General features: G+C 29.2%; 22 protein-coding genes. 9 read left to right on the top strand and 13 right to left on the bottom strand.

Annotated features, from left to right (window positions below; all coding sequences use genetic code 11):
- Nucleotides 1-51 precede the first annotated feature (51 nt).
- Both Q1A46_RS17785 and Q1A46_RS17780 read right to left on the bottom strand, forming a co-directional pair.
- Nucleotides 52-750 carry a response regulator transcription factor gene (locus Q1A46_RS17785; RefSeq protein ID WP_299682128.1) on the bottom strand — a complete coding sequence of 233 codons (699 nt, stop codon included), beginning with the start codon at nt 748-750 and terminating at the stop codon, nt 52-54.
- Nucleotides 750-2,132 carry a sensor histidine kinase KdpD gene (locus Q1A46_RS17780; protein WP_299682124.1) on the bottom strand — a complete coding sequence of 461 codons (1,383 nt, stop codon included), beginning with the start codon at nt 2,130-2,132 and terminating at the stop codon, nt 750-752. Before Q1A46_RS17780 ends, Q1A46_RS17785 begins: the two co-directional genes overlap by 1 nt.
- Before the next feature lie 160 nt (nt 2,133-2,292).
- On the opposite strand from Q1A46_RS17780, the gene Q1A46_RS17775 reads away from it, so the two are divergent.
- Nucleotides 2,293-4,896 (top strand): DEAD/DEAH box helicase family protein, encoded by a 2,604-nt coding sequence (locus tag Q1A46_RS17775; RefSeq protein ID WP_299682121.1) that lies wholly within the window; start codon nt 2,293-2,295, stop codon nt 4,894-4,896.
- Between the two features lie 52 nt (nt 4,897-4,948).
- Here Q1A46_RS17775 and Q1A46_RS17770 read toward each other — a convergent pair whose 3' ends face one another.
- From Q1A46_RS17770 to hemA, 11 genes are all read right to left on the bottom strand, one after another.
- Nucleotides 4,949-5,632, bottom strand: a complete 684-nt coding sequence (locus Q1A46_RS17770) for a hypothetical protein (RefSeq protein WP_299682118.1) — start codon at nt 5,630-5,632, stop codon at nt 4,949-4,951.
- Nucleotides 5,633-5,711: 79 nt separating this feature from the next.
- A complete protein-coding gene (gene hemF / locus Q1A46_RS17765) occupies nt 5,712-6,614 on the bottom strand; it encodes an oxygen-dependent coproporphyrinogen oxidase (RefSeq protein WP_299682115.1) in 903 nt (300 codons plus the stop codon).
- Between the two features lie 48 nt (nt 6,615-6,662).
- Nucleotides 6,663-7,391 (bottom strand): EI24 domain-containing protein, encoded by a 729-nt coding sequence (locus tag Q1A46_RS17760; RefSeq protein ID WP_299682112.1) that lies wholly within the window; start codon nt 7,389-7,391, stop codon nt 6,663-6,665.
- Nucleotides 7,388-8,362: a hypothetical protein gene (locus Q1A46_RS17755; RefSeq protein ID WP_299682109.1), complete on the bottom strand. Its 975-nt coding sequence runs from the start codon at nt 8,360-8,362 to the stop codon at nt 7,388-7,390. The genes Q1A46_RS17760 and Q1A46_RS17755 overlap by 4 nt, the downstream gene beginning before the upstream one ends.
- Before the next feature lie 68 nt (nt 8,363-8,430).
- The gene (locus Q1A46_RS17750; protein WP_299682107.1) at nt 8,431-9,030 is read right to left on the bottom strand and encodes a thioredoxin family protein; all 600 of its coding nucleotides are present in this window, start codon (nt 9,028-9,030) and stop codon (nt 8,431-8,433) included.
- A gap of 27 nt (nt 9,031-9,057) precedes the next feature.
- A complete protein-coding gene (gene hemE / locus Q1A46_RS17745; protein ID WP_095071101.1) occupies nt 9,058-10,083 on the bottom strand; it encodes a uroporphyrinogen decarboxylase in 1,026 nt (341 codons plus the stop codon).
- Nucleotide 10,084: 1 nt separating this feature from the next.
- The gene (locus tag Q1A46_RS17740) at nt 10,085-10,549 is read right to left on the bottom strand and encodes a protease complex subunit PrcB family protein (protein WP_299682096.1); all 465 of its coding nucleotides are present in this window, start codon (nt 10,547-10,549) and stop codon (nt 10,085-10,087) included.
- 10 nt (nt 10,550-10,559) lie between these two features.
- Nucleotides 10,560-11,849 carry a glutamate-1-semialdehyde 2,1-aminomutase gene (hemL, locus tag Q1A46_RS17735; protein ID WP_299682093.1) on the bottom strand — a complete coding sequence of 430 codons (1,290 nt, stop codon included), beginning with the start codon at nt 11,847-11,849 and terminating at the stop codon, nt 10,560-10,562.
- Between the two features lie 210 nt (nt 11,850-12,059).
- Nucleotides 12,060-13,043: a porphobilinogen synthase gene (hemB, locus tag Q1A46_RS17730; protein WP_299682090.1), complete on the bottom strand. Its 984-nt coding sequence runs from the start codon at nt 13,041-13,043 to the stop codon at nt 12,060-12,062.
- A 3-nt stretch (nt 13,044-13,046) separates the two neighbouring features.
- Nucleotides 13,047-14,633: a hydroxymethylbilane synthase gene (gene hemC, locus Q1A46_RS17725; RefSeq protein ID WP_299682087.1), complete on the bottom strand. Its 1,587-nt coding sequence runs from the start codon at nt 14,631-14,633 to the stop codon at nt 13,047-13,049.
- Entirely contained in the window at nt 14,617-15,885 is a 1,269-nt protein-coding gene (gene hemA, locus Q1A46_RS17720) for a glutamyl-tRNA reductase (RefSeq protein ID WP_299682084.1), read from the bottom strand. Before hemA ends, hemC begins: the two co-directional genes overlap by 17 nt.
- 212 nt (nt 15,886-16,097) lie before the next feature.
- Between hemA and Q1A46_RS17715 the strand changes: the two genes are divergently transcribed.
- The 8 genes from Q1A46_RS17715 to Q1A46_RS17680 are packed head-to-tail and all read left to right on the top strand — an operon-like array spanning nt 16,098 to nt 21,485.
- A complete protein-coding gene (locus Q1A46_RS17715; RefSeq protein ID WP_299682081.1) occupies nt 16,098-16,979 on the top strand; it encodes a helix-turn-helix transcriptional regulator in 882 nt (293 codons plus the stop codon).
- 2 nt (nt 16,980-16,981) lie between these two features.
- Complete coding sequence (locus Q1A46_RS17710; protein WP_299682078.1) at nt 16,982-17,824, top strand: serine aminopeptidase domain-containing protein; 843 nt, start codon at nt 16,982-16,984, stop codon at nt 17,822-17,824.
- Nucleotides 17,825-18,343: a TrmH family RNA methyltransferase gene (locus Q1A46_RS17705; RefSeq protein ID WP_299682076.1), complete on the top strand. Its 519-nt coding sequence runs from the start codon at nt 17,825-17,827 to the stop codon at nt 18,341-18,343.
- A gap of 12 nt (nt 18,344-18,355) precedes the next feature.
- Nucleotides 18,356-18,952: a hypothetical protein gene (locus Q1A46_RS17700; protein ID WP_299682073.1), complete on the top strand. Its 597-nt coding sequence runs from the start codon at nt 18,356-18,358 to the stop codon at nt 18,950-18,952.
- A 10-nt stretch (nt 18,953-18,962) separates the two neighbouring features.
- Nucleotides 18,963-19,982, top strand: a complete 1,020-nt coding sequence (gene hemH / locus Q1A46_RS17695; RefSeq protein ID WP_299682070.1) for a ferrochelatase — start codon at nt 18,963-18,965, stop codon at nt 19,980-19,982.
- A gap of 3 nt (nt 19,983-19,985) precedes the next feature.
- On the top strand, nt 19,986-20,582 hold the full coding sequence (locus Q1A46_RS17690; protein ID WP_299682067.1) for a CopD family protein: 597 nt from the start codon (nt 19,986-19,988) through the stop codon (nt 20,580-20,582).
- A gap of 43 nt (nt 20,583-20,625) precedes the next feature.
- On the top strand, nt 20,626-21,111 hold the full coding sequence (locus Q1A46_RS17685) for a lipocalin family protein (RefSeq protein WP_299682064.1): 486 nt from the start codon (nt 20,626-20,628) through the stop codon (nt 21,109-21,111).
- Between the two features lie 11 nt (nt 21,112-21,122).
- Nucleotides 21,123-21,485 (top strand): lipocalin family protein, encoded by a 363-nt coding sequence (locus tag Q1A46_RS17680; RefSeq protein ID WP_299682061.1) that lies wholly within the window; start codon nt 21,123-21,125, stop codon nt 21,483-21,485.
- Nucleotides 21,486-21,493 lie beyond the last annotated feature (8 nt).

Below are 21,493 nucleotides of genomic sequence, written 5' to 3'. Positions count from 1 at the left end.
ACTGAGTTTTTTACTCTGTTAACCTAGCATTAACCTACTTAAACAACTGTATTAACGTATCTTAAATTCGAGCCCAATTCCTCTTGAACTTTCTATAGTAATAGCTGTGTCTTTTTTGAAATATTTACGAAGTCTGCTGATAAAAACATCCATACTTCTTCCAGAAAAATAATCGTCGTTTTTCCATACAGCTTTTAATATTTCTTCTCGTTTCAACATTTGATTCTTATGGTCGAATAAAAACTGAATTAAACTAGCTTCTTTTTCCGTTAATTGCTGAATTTCATTTTCGAAAACTAATTCTAATCGCCTCTGATTAAAGCTATAATTTCCTATTTGAATAATACCTTCATTAACAACTCTAGTAACACTATTTGTCGATCTTTTTATGATATTATTAATTCTTAATACCAATTCATCTGCATCAAAAGGTTTTACGATATAGTCATCTGCTCCTAACTTTAATCCTTTTAATCGATCTTCTTTTAGTTTTCTTGCCGTTAAAAAAATAAAAGGAATTTCTGGATTTATCGCTATTACTTGTTCAGCCAGTGTAAATCCGTCTATTTTTGGCATCATTACATCAAAAACACAAATATGAAAACTACTCTCTTTGAATTTCTCTAAAGCTTCTTCACCATTTTGAGTCCAAACTACAGTATAGCCAGACATTTCTAAATATTGCTTCAGAAGATTACCAAAATCTACATCATCTTCTGCTAGTAAAATATGATCTTTTGTTTGAGCCATTAATCTAAAGGTAATTTAATACTAAAAGTAGTTCCTTTTCCTTTTTCACTTTTTACTGAAATTGTTCCGTTGTGTGCTTTTATGATTTGATTGCTATAATATAACCCTAAACCCAAACCTTTCACATTATGAATATCCTTATTTTCAGCTCTGAAAAATTTATTAAAAATCTGCTGAATATCTTTCTTTGAAATTCCAATTCCGTTATCTGTTATTATAATTTCAACTCCCTTATTATGTTTTAGTTGAACTTCTAATTCAGTTCCGCCATACTTTACAGCATTTTCTAAAATATTAGACAATACAGTACTCATGTAGAACTTATCGACTTCAATTAAAACATCATGATCACACATAACATTAGTTAAAGTAATGTCTTTATTAGAGATTAAAAAATCGTCTATAATCTCTAATACAAAATCATTCAGACTTACACTTTCCTTTTGTAATTCAATTTCATTATAACCTAAACTATTGTTTAACACTTGATCAACTAGTTTTTGTAATCTTATATTTTGTCTTTCTATTGTTTCTATAGTTGATTCAACAAAATTATTTTGCGCATTAAGATCTTGTTTTTTCAACATTTTTGTTGCTAAGGATAAAGTAGCCAAAGGTGTTTTTAATTCGTGAGTGATGTTATTAATAAAATCTGTTTTTACATCAGCTATTTTCTTCTGAGTTATTAAATTTTTTATTGAATAATAAAAGAGACCTATCACAAAAAGGAAAATACAACAAGACGAAATAAGTAATCCTCTCATTTCGTTTAATATGATTGAATTTGCCTCATCAATATTCATGTAATTTACAGTTTTAAAAACTACATCATAATTTCCTTTTTTTAATTCTCCTTTAATTTTTCTTTGAAAAGTTCTATTCGTTTCCCAAGTAGAAGTACCTAATCGTAATTCTGGATCGTTTTCAAATTCATATCCGACTAACTTAAATTTACTTGAATTTTTATCATAAAAAATAGTATCGGTTTTTAAACTATCTACTAAAATTATACTCTCTAAAATCTTATGATATTTTAAATCGAAATTTAAATTTTTAGACTTCATTTCTTTTTCATATTCTATAATAAATCTTGGATTTAAAGAATCGTTTATTTCACGTAATCTATTCAGTAATTTTTCTTTTGGGAGCATTTGAATACTATATGCATCTAAATCTTTTAGAAAAGTATTTGAAATAGCATCACTAATCGAATCTATTGATGTTCCATAACTTCCAATTTTCCCTACCATTTCGCTGGTAGTATCAATAAGTGCTTCTTTCCTTAAATCATAAGTATTTTGAATTAGTCGAGCTTGAATTAACGATAAAGCTATTAATCCAACAATAGAAGCTACAACTAATAAAATTATTTTTCTAGACATCCTTCAAAAATAACATTTGTTTCTATATTCTTTAAGTTAACAATCTCCATTAACCTTCAATTAACTTAAAAAAATTGTGTGATTTTTCTAATTATCAATAAGAACATATAATTTCGTTTTATTATTTTGAATTTATACAATAAATATGTCACTAAAAAAATTGCGCTTTAAATTTCAATGGAGACCATATCAAGCAAAAGTTTTACAAAATTTTGATAAACATATTGCTGATAATCATTTTCATATTGTGGCTCCACCTGGATCTGGCAAAACTATTTTAGGTATAGAAGTTATTCGAAGAATTGGTAAGAAAACTCTAGTCTTAACTCCAACTTTGACTATTAGAAATCAATGGAATGATAGATTACAAAGCTTTTTTACGGAAGACAAAGACTTTGAAGAGATTTCGTTTGACATTAAAAATCCGTCTACTTTAACTTTCTCTACTTACCAAGCTTTACATAGTTTTTTTAAAACTTTTGAAACTAATGAAGCCTACTTTGATTTCTTTAAAAAAGAAAACATAGAAGTTTTACTTTTAGATGAAGCACATCATTTAAAAAATGCTTGGTGGAAATGTTTATATGATTTAAAAGAAGAACACTTACAAACTGTTGTAGCACTAACTGCTACTCCTCCATATGACAGTGAAAATTCTGAAATACAAAAATATTTTAAGCTCTGTAATGAAATTGATGATGAAATTGTAGTTCCGGATTTGGTTAAAGAAAAAAATCTAGCTCCTCATCAAGATTTAGTGTATTTATCTAAACCAGAAGATGAAGAAGTGAAGTTTATCACGCAATTTAAAGAGAAAGTTGATCATTTTAGAAACTTTTTAATTACAGATTCAACATTTATAAACTTTATTAAAAAAAATCGTTTTTATGAAAGAACAGAAAGTCAACTTGAAGAAATTTATAAGAATTCGAATTTCTTTTCTTCAATTTTAATTTTTTTAAATGCTTGTAAAGAAGAAATTCCAATAGAAAAATTAGAAATTTTAGGATTTAATAAAGAAGAAAATATAGAATTTCCTGAGTTATCAAATTATTGGATTGAAATCTTACTTCAATTTTTATTAGTCACAGATAGAGAAACTCTAATAAAACATGAAACATATTTAAATAAACTTGAGAAACAACTTCGTTTACTTTCTATCTTTAGTAAAAATAGAGTCAATTTTACAGGAGATGATTTTGTATACAAATCATTAAGTAATAGTCCTAGTAAATTAAATAGTATCGTTGAAATAGTTCGACAAGAACAAAAAAATTTAAAAGATGATTTACGTTGTGTAATTCTTACCGATTATATTAGAAAAGAATATTTAAATCTACCTAATAATGAATATGAAAATATTCAAAAGATGGGAGTTATTCCTATTTTTCAACGTATAAAAAATGTCATATTTTACACAAAATCTCTAGCAGTTTTAACAGGTTCTGTGGTTATTATTCACCAAGACATCATTCATGAATTAGAACAAATTGATACTCTTGAAAATTACACGATTACTTATCTCGAATCTGATGAAAATTTTGTTTTAATCTCCTCTAAAAGCTCTTCTCAAAAAAGTACTGTTGAAGTTATCACTCAACTTTTTGAAAACGGTCATATAAAATTACTTATTGGTACAAAATCTCTTTTAGGTGAAGGTTGGGATGCTCCAAGCATTAATAGTTTAATCTTAGCTTCTGTTATTGGATCTTTTGTTTCTTCAAATCAAATGCGAGGAAGAGCAATTCGAGTTGATAGTTCAACCCCGAATAAAGTAGGTTTAATATGGCATTTAGCTTGTTTAGATCCTACCAATGAAAAAGGAGGTAAAGATTTTACTGTTTTAGAAAGAAGATTCAATTCTTTTTTAGGTATTAGTAATGAGGAAAATGATACTATAACAACGGGATTAACAAGATTAAATCTTCCTGATAAAATTTTCACTAATGATGTTGAAGGTTTAAATAAAATCACCTTAGAATTGTCGGAAAATAGACAGGAGATATCTCAAAAATGGGAAAAATCGATTTTTAAAGGTAAAAAAGTAAACAAACAACTAACTTTTTTAAATCCTAGAAAAAAGACTAAACCTAAAGAAGAAGATTATTTAAATGCTATTTTTTATAGCTTAAAAGAAACATGGTTGATTGTATTTTTAATTGCCATATTCATTCCTATTTTATTTATTATTGATGATTCTACAGTTTTAAAATTTATAAGTATCTCATTGGTAAGTCTTATGATTTGGTTATTTTTTACTTCAACTAAAATCATAAAATCTTTCTTGAAATTCGGAATTGCAGATAAGAAAATTCACAAAATAGGTTTAGTTGTATTAAAAACTCTCTATAAATTAAAAATGATGAACAGTCCTAAAAATGTTGTGAAACTAAAAACAAAAATGCAACAAAATGGTCAAGTTGTATGTACGATTGATGGAGCAAACCGATTAGAAAGTAAATTATTTATAGATGCTTTAAATGAAGTTTTATCTCCTGTAAACAATCCTAAATATTTAATATGTCGTTCTACCTGGGTTTCAAAACGATTTAAGAAAGAACGTTTTTTTACGGTTCCTGAAATATTTGGAACGAATAAGGAAAATGCTTTAGAATTTCAAAAGCATTGGAATTCTTATATTAATGAAGTTGAACTTTTATATACCAGAAATGTAAAAGGAAGAAAATCTTTATTAAAAGCAAAACTTCAAGCAGCAAAGAGAACACATAAAAAACTGACTAGAAAAAATATCATCTGGGGATAAAAAAAAGGATTACTTTAATAGTAATCCTTTTACAATTTCTTATTTGAATAAACTATGGAATTAAAACTAATTTAAATCTTCCATTTGTTATTACAACTTTATCATTCGGGTCATTTTCATTATATAATGTTACAGAAAAAACACCTTCAACATTCTGTCTAACAACAGCAAATGAACCTGCCGACTGATTAATTCCCTCGCTTTTTGTAATTTCAAAGTAATTATTACTTAAATCACTATTGTAGGTAGTATAAACAGCTGCATCTGAATTTGCACTAGGTAAATAATAAACACCTACTTTTCCTCCATTTTTATCCTCATCTCTATTATCTTCAGCAAAATCGTATTCTTTCTTTGGAAAAAGAGAATTAAATATTTCGTTTTGAGAATTTGTATTTCTACAAATGTGCATTCTATTAAATTCAAAACCAACTGTTGGTAAAGATTCATTATGAAATGGATATAAAGAGAAATCATAAGAAAACCCATTATCTTCTGAATAAGCACACGTAGATGAAGATGTATTCGTTCTTACAATATCGTAAGTTTGAGTAGTATTGCTTAACTCTTGTCCATAAACAAAAGACTCTCCATTTATTTCTCCTGAAATAAACCATAAATAACTATCACTATTTACACCATCATTTTCTCCTTCACTAGAACAGCCTAATAATGTAATACATAGTAATAAACTCAAAAATTGAGTTAAATTCTTTTTCAAAGTTTCGATTTTCATAATTAATAATTTAAAATTCGGGCAAAAGTATTAATTAAAAACTCAGAATAAAAAATGTACTCAATTAATATTTAAAAAGTTAAACCCAATTTACAGGTTTTGCCAAAACTTTTAATAAATCTGCTTCTTTAGTACCTTCTTCTGGAACATGGTTATATTTCCATTGAACTTTAGGTGGTAAACTCATTAAAATGCTTTCAATTCTTCCATTAGTTTTTAACCCGAATAATGTACCTCGATCGTGAACTAAATTAAACTCAACATAACGTCCTCTTCGTACTTCTTGCCAATCTTTGTTTTCTTGAGTATACTCAGTATCTTTTCTATTTTCAACTATTGGAACATAACTATTTAAGAAACTATTACCAACTTCAGTAACAAAATTATAACGATTTTGCATAGAAAACTCTTCTGTTTCTTTCAAATAATCAAAGAACAATCCACCAACTCCTCTAGCTTCATTTCTATGAGCATTCCAAAAGTAATTATCGCAAGTTTCCTTAAATTTAGGATAAAAATCTGGGTGATGTTTGTCACAAGCTTCTTTACACGTTTTATGAAAATGTTTAGCATCTTCTTCGAAAAGGTAGTATGGAGTTAAATCTTGTCCACCACCAAACCATTGTGTAACTATTTCTCCTTTCTCGTTGTACATTTCAAAGTAACGCCAATTTGCATGAACTGTAGGTACAAAAGGATTTATAGGGTGTAAAACTAAACTTAAACCACAAGCAAAAAAATTACCTGTTTCAACTTTAAATTGTTTTCTTAATACTTCTGGTAACTCTCCGTGTACAGCAGATATATTTACGCCTCCTTTTTCAAATACATTTCCATTTTCTATAACACGAGTTCTTCCTCCTCCTCCTTCTGCTCTCTTCCATAAATCTTCTTGAAACTTAGCTTTACCATCTATAGTTTCTAATTTTGAAGTAATGGTATCTTGTAATTCTTGGATGTATGCGTAAAATTGATCTTTCATTATTCTGTTAAATATTGAAAAACAAAAATACTGATAATAGTATATTAATTACTTTATTTTTTTCATCGTTTCCGTAGTTGCTGCTGTTACTGAAAAAGGTAATACTAATACAACTCCAATAATTGGGATTAAAAGAAATAAAATAAAGATTATTCCATTTCCTATAGCTGTACCTTTATTCTTTTTTACAAATTTTACACTATCTCTGTATTTATAATGACGTTCTAATGTGTAATCCATATTTCCAAAGCCAGCATAATAAGCTTGGACTAAAAACAGTGCTATAGAAGAAAAAATACCAATCAAAGGAATAAATCCTAAAATTATAATTAGTAGTGTTAATAATAACTCTCTTCCTAAATTTCTTAAACTAATTCGGATACCTCTAGCTAATGATTCTGAGAATGTACTTTTTGTATGTTGATGTTTTTTCCCATAAAAATGTTCTTCAATTTTGAGAGAAACTGGACTCATAAATGGAGAAGATAACGCTAAAACAATGTGTTTATATAAAATTAAACCAATCGCAACAATAGCAATTCCGCTTAAAAAATTCCCTATGGTTGTAAAAGTTTCTTTACCTAATTCCCAAGGCCACAACTTAGCAACATAATATCCTAAATTATCTGACAAGAAATAAGAAAAAGATCCTATTATTAATGCTGTGATAACACTAATTACTACTGGAATTAAAAAATATTTCCACAAATTCAATTTTTTGATGATGGCAAGAGCATCGAAATATGCTTTAATAGCATTTAAGGCTGACTGTATCATTTCTTTTTTGTGATAAAGTTAAATTCTTTATTTGAAAAATCAATCATAATAATATCATTTAAAAATAATTGATTTCCTGTAAGTCCAATTATCTCAATTCCATTTTTAAATTCTTTTTCATAAGGTCTAGTTCCTAAATAAATATTTTTATTATTTAAGCTTAAACCTTCAATGTTGACTTCTTCTTTTATCTTTCCTTTATAGGTAGTATAAAATTTTCCAAAAGAAGAAACTTGTAAAGAGTCAATAGCTGGTAATTCTGAGTATAGATTCCAAAAATCTGAATTATTAGTTATTAAAGGGAACACACTTGATCCAGTATCAAACATCACATAATATTTCTTTTTATTAAAACGTACTGGAAGTAAAATTCTATTCGAATTATCGAACTCAAATTGTATTGTTTTTACCTTTTCATAATCAGATAACATATTATTTAAAACAGTAAATCTTTTATTCGGATAATCAATAACCAATTTCTTTCCTTCAAAAGTATTTATTCCTAAAGTTCCTATATGATTTCTATAATTGGCAAAAATTAAAGAATCTAATTCCACACCAGAATTAGGATATAAAATTACTTCACTTGACACAAGAGTCGTGTCTTTGAAATTTAGAGGTAAATTATTTAAAAGATATGATATCCTACGATTATTAATATTTCTTTCATTCAAGGTTCGATTTTGGTCGTAAGCTCCTAATTTATTTTCATGTCTTTTATAAAATTTAAGATAAGAATTTATAATACTATCTTTAAAAAAAGTTGGAGCACCAGTATCTAACTGAAGAGAAAACTTAGGTTTATCACCTAATGTAAAATCAACAAACATTGCTGATTTTTCATATACTTTTTCTCCCATTTTAGAAGATTCCCAATAAAAATCAATCCAATATGACTCTTGTTTTTTTTCACATGAAATAAGAATAAACCCTAAACAGGTATATGCAATTATTTTAAAAATATTTTTCACAGCCTAGAAATAAAAAAACCTCTTTCAAAATTAAGAAAGAGGTTTTAAATATTGTGAGTATTTGACTACTAATTTAGTACTTGGCTAATAAAAGTTTCTAATTCAGAAACATTGGTTGCAGTCGCTTGATCTTTACTTACAGTTTTAGTAGGAATTGCAGCTCCTCTTTTTACATCGATAAACTTCTTTGACTTATCGATTAAATACGCAGTTGGATAATCTAATTTATGTACAAAACCACTAATATCTAAATTACCTTTTTCTACTTTATCAGCTTCACCTGCAGGAACTAAAACGATTCTATCGTCTAACTTTTCTTGCATTCTTCCTAATTTATCTTTTTTATCCCAGAAAATCATTACAAATTGAACTTTATCATTGTATTTTTCAACCATTTGATTTAAAGCTGGAATTTGACCAAAACATGGAGCAGACCATGTAGCTGCTGCTATTAGAACGATCGGCTTTTTAATTTCTTTCGTACTTATTACTTTGTCTGTGTCCGTTGTAAAATCGTAGTTTAATAAATAACTATCTTTTATACACTTATTAATTAGTTCGTCTGAAGACTTATCTGCACAACTATTCACCGCTTGGTTATAGTATTTTCTTTGCGCAAATACACTAGACGTAATCACAATTAACATTAAAGTTACTAATCTTTTCATGGGAATCTCGATTAATTTTTAATTCTTTTATTGTTTGTATTCTTTTACTGCATCAACAAATGCTTTTGCGTTTTCCAAAGGTATATTTGGTAAAATCCCGTGCCCTAAGTTAACAATATATTTATCCTTTCCAAAATTGTTGATCATTTCTGTCACCATTTTTTTGATTTCATTTGGTGGAGAAAGCAATCTTGAAGGGTCAAAATTACCTTGTAAAGTAATATTTCCTCCTGTTAAATATCTTGCATTTCGAGCAGAACAAGTCCAATCTATTCCTAAAGCTGAAGCTCCAGATTTTGACATTTCATTTAATGCAAACCAACATCCTTTTCCGAATGCTATTACTGGAATTTCATCTTTTAACGCTTCAATTATGTCATTGATGTATTGCCATGAAAACTCTTGATAATCTACTGGGGATAGCATGCCTCCCCAAGAATCAAAAATTTGAACAGCATTAACACCGGCCTTAACCTTTGCTTTTAAATAAGCGATTGTGGTGTCTGTTATCTTTCTAAGCAATTCGTGTGCCAAAACTGGTTGCGTAAAACAAAATTCTTTTGCTTTATCGAAGTTTTTAGATCCTTGGCCTTGTACCATATAACATAAAATTGTCCATGGAGAGCCCGCAAAACCTATTAATGGGATTTCATCATTCAACTTTTCTTTAGTTGCTTTAATTGCATCCATTACATAACCTAATTCTTCATTTACATCTGGTATAATTACCTGATCTAAACTTTTTTTATCACGAATTGGATTTGGTAAATATGGTCCAAAATTCGGTTTCATCTCTACCTCAACATTCATAGCTTGAGGTACTACAAGAATATCTGAGAACAAAATTGCAGCATCCATACCATATCTACGAATTGGTTGAACTGTTATTTCTGAAGCTAATTCAGGAGTTCTACAACGTGTAAAGAAATCGTATTTCTTACGAATTTCCATAAACTCTGGTAAATACCTTCCTGCTTGTCTCATCATCCAAACTGGTGGTCTATCTACAGTTTCTCCTTTTAAAGCCCTTAAAAATAAATCGTTTTTTATCATATTATTCTTCAACAAAAACTATGTTCTTGTTTGTTTTATTAATTGTAACTATATGTATTGGTTGTGTAATTGCCATGCCAACCATATCAGTTGGTTTTGGTCCTTTATGATTAATTACAATTTCTAAAGTTTTCCCTTTTTGTGAAACCTCATTAATCTTAATCGTAAAACCTGTAGTATTCCTTACACTATCTATGGCGACAATTACACTTTTTTTTGAAAAATCTATGTTGGTATCAAATTCTTCAGAAACTTTATTTGTTGAATCCAACTTAGTTAAGAAAGCTTTCCACTCTTCAACAGACTGAATAACAATACTTTCTTTTTTAAATCCTTCTTCTCCTGCTCCAGTTAGAGTTCCTTCATACAAACTTTCCATAATTTGTTGTACATCCATCGAATTTGTAGTTTTTGGTGAACATGACAGGTAAAAGAAAATTGATATTGTTAAACTAAGTAATTTCATGACTCATTTTTTACATTTCTGAAACTGCTTTTAACGCGTTATCTAAAGCTTTCTTGGTTTTACTAATATTCTTTTCAGTTAAAGCACTAGATAAAAACCAAGCCTCGAACTGAGATGGAGGTAAAAATATTCCGTTTTTAATCATCTTCCAGAAAAATACAGCAAACTTTTTAGTATCAGAAGTTTGTGCTTCTTCAAAATTAGTAACTTTTTTATTAGTAAAAAAAGGATTCATCATAGAACCAAACCTATTCACCGTAACATCTACTCCATATTTTTGAGCTGATGATAAAATCGCTTCTTCTATTTCTGCTCCGACTGCATCAAATTGCTTGTACGGATTTTGCTTTTTTAATGTTGACAAAGTAGCAATTCCTCCAACCATTGCAATTGGATTACCACTTAATGTTCCTGCTTGATACATTCCTCCTAATGGAGCAACATTTTCCATAATCTCGTTTCTAGCTCCGTAAGCTCCAACAGGGAAACCTCCACCGATAACTTTACCTAAACAAGTAATGTCTGCTTCTACTCCTAAAACTTCCTGAGCTCCACCAAATGTAGAACGGAAACCTGTCATTACCTCATCAGCAATAAGTAAAGCTCCGTTTTTATTCGCTAATTCTTTTAAATCTTTTAAGAAGTTATTTTGAGGAACTACAACTCCCATGTTTCCTCCTACTGGTTCAATAATTACTCCAGCAATATCATCATGCTTTTCAAAATGTGCTTTAACGCTTTCTAAATCATTATAGTTTGCGATTAAAGTATTTTTTACTGCTCCTTCTGGAACACCTTTACTACCTGGTAAACTTAAAGTTGCTAAACCAGAACCAGCTGCAACCAATAACGAATCTTGGTGACCATGGTAACAACCAGAAAACTTAATAATTTTATCTTTTCCTGTGTAAGCTCTAGCTAAACGAATTCCACTTAATACAGCTTCTGTACCTGAGTTTACAAAACGAACCTTATCCATTCCTGGAAAAGCATCACAAACTATTTTAGCTAGTTTAATTTCGTTTTCTGTTGAAGCTCCAAAAGAATATCCGTTTTTTAAAGCTTTCGTTACTGCTTTTTGTACTTTCTTGTGACGATGACCTAAAATCATTGGTCCGTAAGACAATACATAATCGATGTAAGAGTTTCCATCTACATCGACAATTTTACTTCCTTTAGCTTTATCAATAAAAAGTGGATTTCCACCAACAGAAGCGAATGCTCTAACTGGTGAATTTACAGCTCCAACTAAATTAACTAAACCTTTATTATATAGTTTTTGTGATTTTTTGAATTTCATTAAACTTTGAATTTTTTATAAAATATCTATAAGAAATAACATTAAAAATTATCAAGAATAAAATTCCTATTACTGAAACTTTTAACCATAATAAGACATCATGTAAATCAGTAAATAAGAATTTTACAATACTTTCACTAAAAAGAATATAAATTATTGATAATAATAAAAATGTTAAAAAATGATATGTTAATAATTTAATCTTCAATTTTATTTTCTTTCCAAAAGAATTTTTGCAATTTCTTTCGCAAAATAAGTTAGGATAATATCAGCCCCTGCTCTTTTAATGCTTAATAAGCTTTCTAACATTACTTTTTCACCATCTAACCAACCTTTTTCTGCTGCTGCTTTAAGCATTGCGTACTCTCCACTCACATTATAAGCTGTAATTGGCACATCGTAGTTATCTTTTAGTAACTTGATAATATCTAAATATGCTAAAGCTGGTTTTACCATAATCATATCTGCTCCTTCTTGAATATCTAAATCTGCTTCTATTAAAGCTTCACTAGTATTTGCAGGATTCATTTGGTATGTTTTTTTGTCTCCAAACTTAGGAGCCGAATCTAATGCATCTCTAAACGGACCGTAAAAAGCACTAGCGTATTTTGCTGTGTACGACATTATAGAAACTTGTGTATATCCAGCTTCATCTAAAACATTTCTGATATATCCTATACGACCATCCATCATATCAGATGGACCTAAAATATCTGCTCCTGCTTTTGCTTGCGCTAGAGCCATTTTCCCTAAAATCTCTAAAGTTTCATCATTAAGAATTTCTCCATTCTCAACAATTCCATCATGGCCATCACTTGAATATGGATCCATAGCAATGTCTGTCATTAAAGCAATTTCAGGAAACTTAGATTTGATTTCTTTTAATGCTGTATTGTATAAACTCTCAGGATTATATCCCTCAGTTGCATATTTATCTTTTTTGTCATCTCCTAAGGAAGGAAATACACAAAATCCTTTAATTCCTAAATCTACACATTCTTGAATTTCTTCTAAAAGTAAATCCAACGAATAGCGATAAATACCAGGCATAGAAACAATTTCTTCTTTCTTTCCTGAACCTTCAATAAGAAATACAGGGTATATAAAGTCGTTTACAGATAAAGTAGTTTCTTCTACCATAGCTCTTATTGCTACGGACTTACGATTTCTCCTTGGTCTTCTGGCATTTAACATATACTAACTTTTTACAAAGTGTAAATTCACTAATTCTAAAATACTTTCTACTGTTGGAACTTTGGCAACTTGTACTTCTTCAAAATATTTAGATGCTTCTTTTGCTGTAGTTTCGCCAATACAAAAAGCGATTTTATCTCCTTTATTCTCTTGCATGTAGCTTTCTACAGTAGAAGGACTGTAAAATAATACTCCGTTTACTGTTTCGTCTACTTTAGCTGGACTGTACATTGTTTTGTACGCCTCTATTTCATTTACAGTAATATTATTTTTTGATAAAACTGTTGGTAAAGTATCTAAACGTAAATCACTACAGAAATAAGTTACAGTTTGTCCAGATAATTCTTCAGACAAATAAGCTGCTAGTTTTTTAGCGTTTCTTTCTGAATTTTTAACCTTACCTATTTTCTGCTCTATTAATTTCTTTGTTCTTCTACCTACACAGTAGATATTTTTAAACTGTAATTCTTCTTTTGTAAAATTATGAAGTAACGCTTCTACTCCATTTTTACTTGTAATAATTACATGTTCTAACTCTTGTTTAACTAATTTAGGAGCAATTCTATTGAATCTAATTTTGATAAAATCGCTATCCTCAACTTTTATAGATTCTGCAAGAAGATCTTTTTGTGCTTCAGAAAGTGCTTTTGTAGAATAAATTGAAAAATCTTTATTTACAACAACATCTTCACTCATTAAATCTTTCCCGCCTCTATCTAAAATATAGTTTGCACAATCTTTGGCTAAATATTTTCTCTTGATTACAGGAACAGTTCTTTGAACTTCAATTTTTTTCTTTCCGTCTCTACTTAATAAAATTCCTTTGAATTCTATTTCTTTATTTACCTCATCAATTCTTGCAAAACCTCCGATTGGTGCAGTACAACCTCCTTCTAATCTATTTAAGAATTCACGCTCAATAGCTGTACAGATCTCAGTATCCTTATGATTTAAATAAGAACATGCTTCTCTGATATCTTCGTTTTCTTCTAAAGCAGTAATCATTATTGCTCCTTGAGCTGGAGCAGGGATCATCCAAGATAAATTAACAGCACCTTTTGGTCTTTTTCCAATACGTTCTAATCCTGCTGCTGCAAAGATAGCTCCGTTCCAATCGTTATCTTTAACCTTTTGCAAACGTGTATTTACATTACCTCTTAAATCTTCTACGCTATGCGTTGGATAACGATCTAACCATTGAGCTTTTCTTCTTAAGCTACTAGTAGCAATAACTCCTTTCGGTTGTGCTAAAAACTCTTCATTGTCTTTTAGTACTAAGATATCATTATGATTTGCTCTTTTTAAAACCGCAGCTTGTACAATTCCTTCTGGTAAAACTGTAGGAACATCTTTCATAGAATGAACTGCAATATCGATTTCATAATTCAACATTGCGATATCTAAATTCTTAGTAAAGATTCCTGTAATTCCTAATTCGTATAATGGTTTATCTAAAATAATATCCCCTGTAGATTTAATAGGAACTATTTCTGACTGATAACCTTCTTGGTGAAGTAATTTTTGAACTTTTTTAGCTTGCCATAGTGCTAATTCACTATCTCGAGTACCAATTCTAATTATTTTTTGCATCTATTGTTTCTAAATTTGTGCCAAACACCTTTGCCATAACTTGAATACTTTGATTAACAGATGTATTCTCTTCTTTTAAGTGTTTTACAAATTGTGTAGTAATTTTCTGTATAAATCTTGATGTGATCGCTTCTGCTTGATCGATATCAAAGTTAGATATTTTCTTTTTATGAAAGTTTATCTCGTCTTGCTGAATTGCTTCTAAAGACTGCTTTAAAGCATTAATTGCTGGTGTAAAACGACGGTGATTTAACCACTCATTAAACTCTTGTTTGTGCTCACTAATAATTGCTTCTGCAACTGGCACTTCTTGTTTTCTTACAGCTAATGTTTCATCTGTAACTTTAGATAATTCATCAACATTAATTAATGTTACATTATCCAATTGCTTTACTTCTTCACTAACATTTGCCGGTACAGATAAATCTAAAACTAATAAATCTTTACCTAAAGTAATATTTTCTTTAGTGATTGTAGCTGTTGACGCTCCTGTAGAAACAATTAAAACGTCTGTGTTTTCAATTTCAGATGTTAAGCTTTCTAATTTAGCTTTTTTAATAAAGTCGTAATCTTTAATAAACTCATCAACTTTCTCTTCTGTTCTATTGACTAAAGTTACTTGTTTGTTTTGAGTATACTGTGCTAAATTTTTACACGTATGTTTTCCCATTTTTCCTAAACCATAAACCAAAATGTTTTTTGAATTATAATCTGGAAGATTTTTGATTAAATATTGAACTGCTGCATACGATACCGATGTTGTACCTGAACTTAACTTTGTTTCGTTTTTAACACGTTTACTAGATTGTAATACTAAATTAATTAAACGTTCTATATAAGCATTTATAGTTCCAACTTCTTTAGCTTGCTTCACTGCCATTTTTAACTGACCAACTATTTCGTAATCACCTAAAATCTGACTCTCTAAACCAGTTCCCATTCTGAATAAATGGTTCACTGCTTCTTGATTTTGTTGAATTGTAGAAATACTTCTAAACTCTTCTACAGTTCCTTTAGAGTATTTGCATAATAACTCTATAAGCAAACAAGGTCTTGGTGCAAATCCAGAAATTTCTGTTCTGTTACAAGTAGACAGCACAAAAATACCATCGAATCCTATTGATTTAGCCTCTTCTAATAACGAGATTTGATCTTCTTTTGATAAAGAAAACTTTCCTCTCGTTTTTGCATCTGCCTTAACATAGCTTACACCAATATTGTAAAAATTCTTGTGCTTTGTATTCGTCAACATTCAATAAATATCTAAAATCCCGACAAAAATAGAAACTTACTTTAGATAAAAGTATCGCCAAAAGAACTTAAAATGTCGATTTTTGTCTTTATCGTTATTTTTTTCGTAAAACACCTGATTTTCTTTATTTTTGCAGTAAAATCAATGTTTACAAGTTTTTTTATATAGAATCATTCTAAATAAAAATGTTTTATTCTTAAACTTAATATCGTTTGAAAAATATCGCTGAAAGTACTTTTAATGAAACCAATCTTGAGAACGGTTTTCTACTCCTAGAATTCATAAATGATTCTATGGAAACACAACGTTTTGAGAGAGATATAGATAATTCTTTTATCCAATTACACTTTTCAATTCATGGGAATTCTAAGTTTCATTTTAATGGTGGCACTTATACTTTAGATGTTTTAGAAGAACATTCTATTCTATTGTATAATCCGCAACAACGATTACCACTAAATCTTGAAATTAAACCTAAAAGTGCTTTAGTATCTTTATTAGTATCGATTGAAAAGTTTCATTCATTATTTTCTACAGAAGCAGGTTACATTCCTTTTTTAAGTGAAGAAAATAAGAATAGAAAATATTATGATGATTCAATTATTAAACCGACAGTACTAATCGTTTTAAAGCAATTGATTAATGCTAATGTGAATAGTTCTATTCGAAACCTGTATATAAAAGGAAAGATATACGAGCTATTGAGTTTACATTTTCAAAAAGATGAATCTATTGAAGGAGAATATTGTCCGTTTTTAGTAGACGAAAGAGACGTTTCTAAAATTAGAAAAGCAAAAGATATTATTATCTCGCGTATGGCTGAACCGCCAACTTTACAAGAACTTTCTAATGAAATAGGTTTAAATCTTAAAAAATTGAAAGAAGGTTTTAAACAAGTTTATGGAGATACTGTTTATAGCTTTTTATTCGATTACAAAATGGAACATGCAAGAAAACTATTAGAAAGTAATCGTTATAACGTAAATGAAGTTGGATTACAAGTTGGTTATAGTACCGCAAGTCATTTTATCGCTTCTTTTAAGAAGAAATTCGGTACCACTCCGAAGCAATATGTGTTATCTCTTAACTCTTAATTATGGAAGTTTTTGAAATAACAACTCCGCTTGGTCACGCCATAAGTCTTACTAAATTCTCTAGTAATTCGAATAAAAACAAAGTTGTTTTGATATGTTCTGCAACTGGAGTTTTACAAGGATATTATCAGAAATTTGCTTCATTTTTGAGCTCAAAAGGAATTACTGCATATACATTTGATTATGCTGGAATTGGAGCTTCTAAAAAAGATAACTTAAAAGCATTTGATATTTCTCTTACTAATTGGGCAATTAACGACATTAATAGTGTTTTACATTATATTAAAGAAAAACATCCAGAAGCTAAGATAGATTGTGTTTGTCATAGTATAGGCGGGCAAATCTTAGGATTAACTCCAGCTAACAAATACATTAACAATGTAGTTTTAGTAGCTAGTCAATCTGGTTATTTTAAACATTGGAAAGGTTTTGGTAGACTTCAAATGTACTTTAACTGGCATGTTATCTTTCCAGTTTTCACAACTGTATTTGGATATTTACCAAGCAAAAAAATCACAGGAATGGAAAATCTTCCGAAATCAATGGCGCAAGAATTTGCTAGTTGGGGACGCAAGAAAGATTATTTATTTCATTACAAGAAAAAAGAAGAATTATACCATCATCAAATAAAAGGTAAAATCAAGTCATACAGTACAGACAATGATACTTTTGCTCCTAAAAAAGCAATTGATTGGATGACTAAAAAATACTTTAATGCAGAAATCATTCGTAAACATTTAACTCCAAAAAACTATAACGTTGATAATATCGGACATTTTGGGTTCTTTAAATCGAAGTTTAAAGATAGTTTATGGAATGAATTCTTATTAGATTTAGAAGTTTAAATGAAACAACTGACACATTACGAAATAGAAAATAAAGCAAAAGAGTTTCCTATAACTATAGTTTGCGATGCCATTAGAACACCTGAAAATATTGGAATGTGTTTTAGAATCGCAGAAAGTTTTGGTGTACAACAAATTTATTTGCACGAAAGTTCACCAGCTTTAAACAATAGAATTGTAAAAAAAACAGCACGAAATACAATTCAACAGATTAATAATGAAACCTATTCAGATTTTTCTGAGTTAATTGCTCAATTAAAAAAAGAAGGAAATACAATTGTTGGTATCGAAATAACTGATAAAAGCATAAATATTCAAGATTTTGATTTTAAAAATCATGAAAAATTGGTTTTACTTTTGGGTAGCGAACGAAATGGAATAGAACATATAGATTTGGTAGATGCAACAATCTCTATTCCAATGTTTGGAAGAAATTCTAGCATGAATGTTATTCATAGTTTAGCTATTACTTTATATGAAGTTACGAATCAATTAAACGAGGCAGAAGTTAAAAATTAGAAAACTCAAAAGATGAAGAAGTTTTTACATATTTTAATATGGTTACCTTTTGTAATATATTCTCAGAATAGTATTAGAGGAAAGCTATATACTTCTCAAGTCTTTTCAGAACATTTCCCTCAAGTATTCGCTAGTGTTGATGGTTTTAAAGAAAAAAAACTTTTAAATGAAGAAGGTTTGTTTGATTTAAACATAGAAAAAAAACAATCAGAATACCTTATCAACTTCTATATAAATGATAGTATTGTAAAAACATACAATTATCAACATGCTTGGACAAAAAGAAAGAGGCATAAATCTATTTCTTTTCTTGAAGAATGTAATGTTATTAAAAATAGTGTTAGAGATGACTGGAAAACCAACAACATGAAACTCTATGTTTTTCGAGCAGAATTATCTAAAAAAGATATCAGAATTCAAGAAAAATATGACTTCAAATATATTGTAATCGGTAAAAACGATTCAAAAAACTTTGATTGCTTTAGAAACTACAATAGAAAAGCCTTAAAATACTTGGTAATGGGCAAAAAATTGTCTCTCAAAAAAATAAATAAAAATACAATTGGTAAAAACAAGTTTAGTCTTAATGATCGAGCTTGCATTAGATAAATTATAGAGAATGAAAGGAGTATTATTAGTAAACTTAGGATCTCCAGATAGTACAGATCCAAAAGATGTAAAACGATATTTAGGAGAGTTTTTAATGGATGAACGTGTGATTGATTTTCCATATTGGTTTCGTTCGTTCTTAGTTAAAGGAATCATTTTAAATACGCGTCCAAAAAAATCTGCTGCTGCATATAAAAAGATTTGGTGGGAAGAAGGTTCACCTTTAATTGTACTTTCTGAGCGTCTACAAGAAAAAGTACAAGCCAAAACAGATCTTCCTATAGCTTTAGCAATGCGTTATGGAAATCCTTCAATCAAACAAGGATTACAAGAATTACATGATAAAGGAGTAACAGATGTACTTTTAGTTCCTTTATATCCACAATTTGCAATGGCAACTACTGAAACTATTTTAGTATTAGCTGAAGAATTAAGAAAAGAACATTTTCCTAATATGACGTTGACTGACCTTCCTCCTTTCTACAATAAAAAAGAGTACATCAGTGCATTATCAAATAGTATCAAAGATTATTTATCGGATAAAGATTACGATCATATTTTATTCTCTTATCATGGAGTTCCAGAAAGACATATTCGTAAATCAGACGTTACTAAATCGCATTGTAAAATTGATGGAAGCTGTTGTAATACACAATCTGCTGCACATAACTATTGTTACCGTCATCAATGTTTTCAAACCACAAAAAATGTTATTGCTGAGTTAGGTTTAGATGAAAACAATGTTACAACTACTTTCCAATCTCGTTTAGGAGTTGATCCATGGTTACAACCTTATACTGATAGAACAATTATTAAAAAAGCTGAAAAAGACGGAATTAAAAAGTTAGCCATTGTAACTCCTGCTTTTGTTTCTGATTGTTTAGAAACTTTGGAAGAAATTGCCATGGAAGGTAAAGAAGAATTTGAAGAAGCTGGCGGTGAAGAATTCTACACTGTTCCTTGTTTAAATGATAATGAAGAATGGGTAGATGCGTTAGCAAAATGGATTCATGAATTTGAAAAAAACTAGATTATGAGTTTTGATTATGTAAAATCTTTACACATCATATTTATTGTTACTTGGTTCGCAGGTTTATTCTATATTGTTCGACTGTTTATATATCATACAGAAGCTGAAAAAAAAGAAGAACCAGCAAAGAAAATATTACAAGATCAATATAAATTAATGGAAAAAAGACTTTGGTATATTATATCCTGGCCTTCTGCCATTTTAGCCAGTCTTTTTGCTTTTTGGATGCTTTATTTAAGGCCTTGGTATTTATCTGAAGCATGGATGCATATAAAACTATCTTTTGTTTTAGCTTTATATTTTTATCATGGGGCTTGTCATTCAATTTTCAAACAATTACAAAGAGATCAAGTAAAATACAGTTCTCTTAAACTTAGAATCTGGAATGAGTTGGCTACTATTATTCTTTTTGCAGTTGTATTTTTAGTTGTTTTAAAAAACGCAATCAATTGGATTTGGGGTGTTGTTGGTATCGTTCTTGTCTCTGTTCTTTTAATGCTTAGTATTCGATTATATAAAAGAATCAGAAACAAAAAAAGTTGGGACAAATACGAAAAAGAACTTATTGAAAACAATAAAAACTCAGAGGATACGCTTTAAAAAATAAATACCTATATTTCGAAAAATTTTAAATCCCCATATTATGAAGAAAATTATTATTCTTTCCTTAGCTTTATTATGCTTATTCTCTTGTTCATCTAACGACTCAGAAATGGTAAATCCTGATACTAGTGGTGAAGTTGTAACTGACGGAGGAGATGGATCTGACTCAAATGGTGGAACAGATTCAGATAGTGATTCCGACAACGGCGACGGAACTGAAGCTAAAGATCCAATAATAGGAACATGGACTTTGTTTACTGGTACAGATGGTGTAGAAGTTAATGATTGTTTAAAAAAGACTACATTTATCTTTAATGAAGATAATTCATACAGCCAGATAGAATATAACATGGTGAACAATAGCTGTGATGAAATTTTAAATGTAACTGGTGAATGGACTAGTAAAGGTAATGATGTTTATAATCTTAGAAGAGACACTTACACTTCTGGACCTGATGTAGACTTTGAATTTTCTGAAGACGGAAAAACTATGGTAGTAGTTCGCCAAACTTATAAGAGACAATAAAATATATAAAAATGAATAAATTTATTTACGCTTTATTTTTTTTAGCCCTTTTTAGTTCGTGTTCAAGCGACTCTAATGATGAAAATGTTAACGATCCTATTGTAGGAATATGGAATTTATTCTCAGTAGATGGTACTGAAGTTACTGATTGTGAAAAGCAATCAACAATTACTTTTAGTTCTAATAAAACTACATCTTCTGAAACTTTTCAAGATTTAGGAGGTACATGTATTTCTATAACAGGAGAAAATACATGGGAAAATAAAGGTGATGACTTATACAATTTTAATAATATAGAATCTAAAATTGAGTTTTCTGACGAAAATAAAACCTTTAGAATTGTCAGTGGAAATACAGTTTACAAAAAACAGTAAATAAGACA

The organism is uncultured Tenacibaculum sp., from assembly GCF_947502995.1.
Lineage (GTDB): Bacteria > Bacteroidota > Bacteroidia > Flavobacteriales > Flavobacteriaceae > Polaribacter.
Note: the sequence above shows the minus strand (reverse complement) of the source record. Positions and strands in the feature narration are given on the sequence as shown.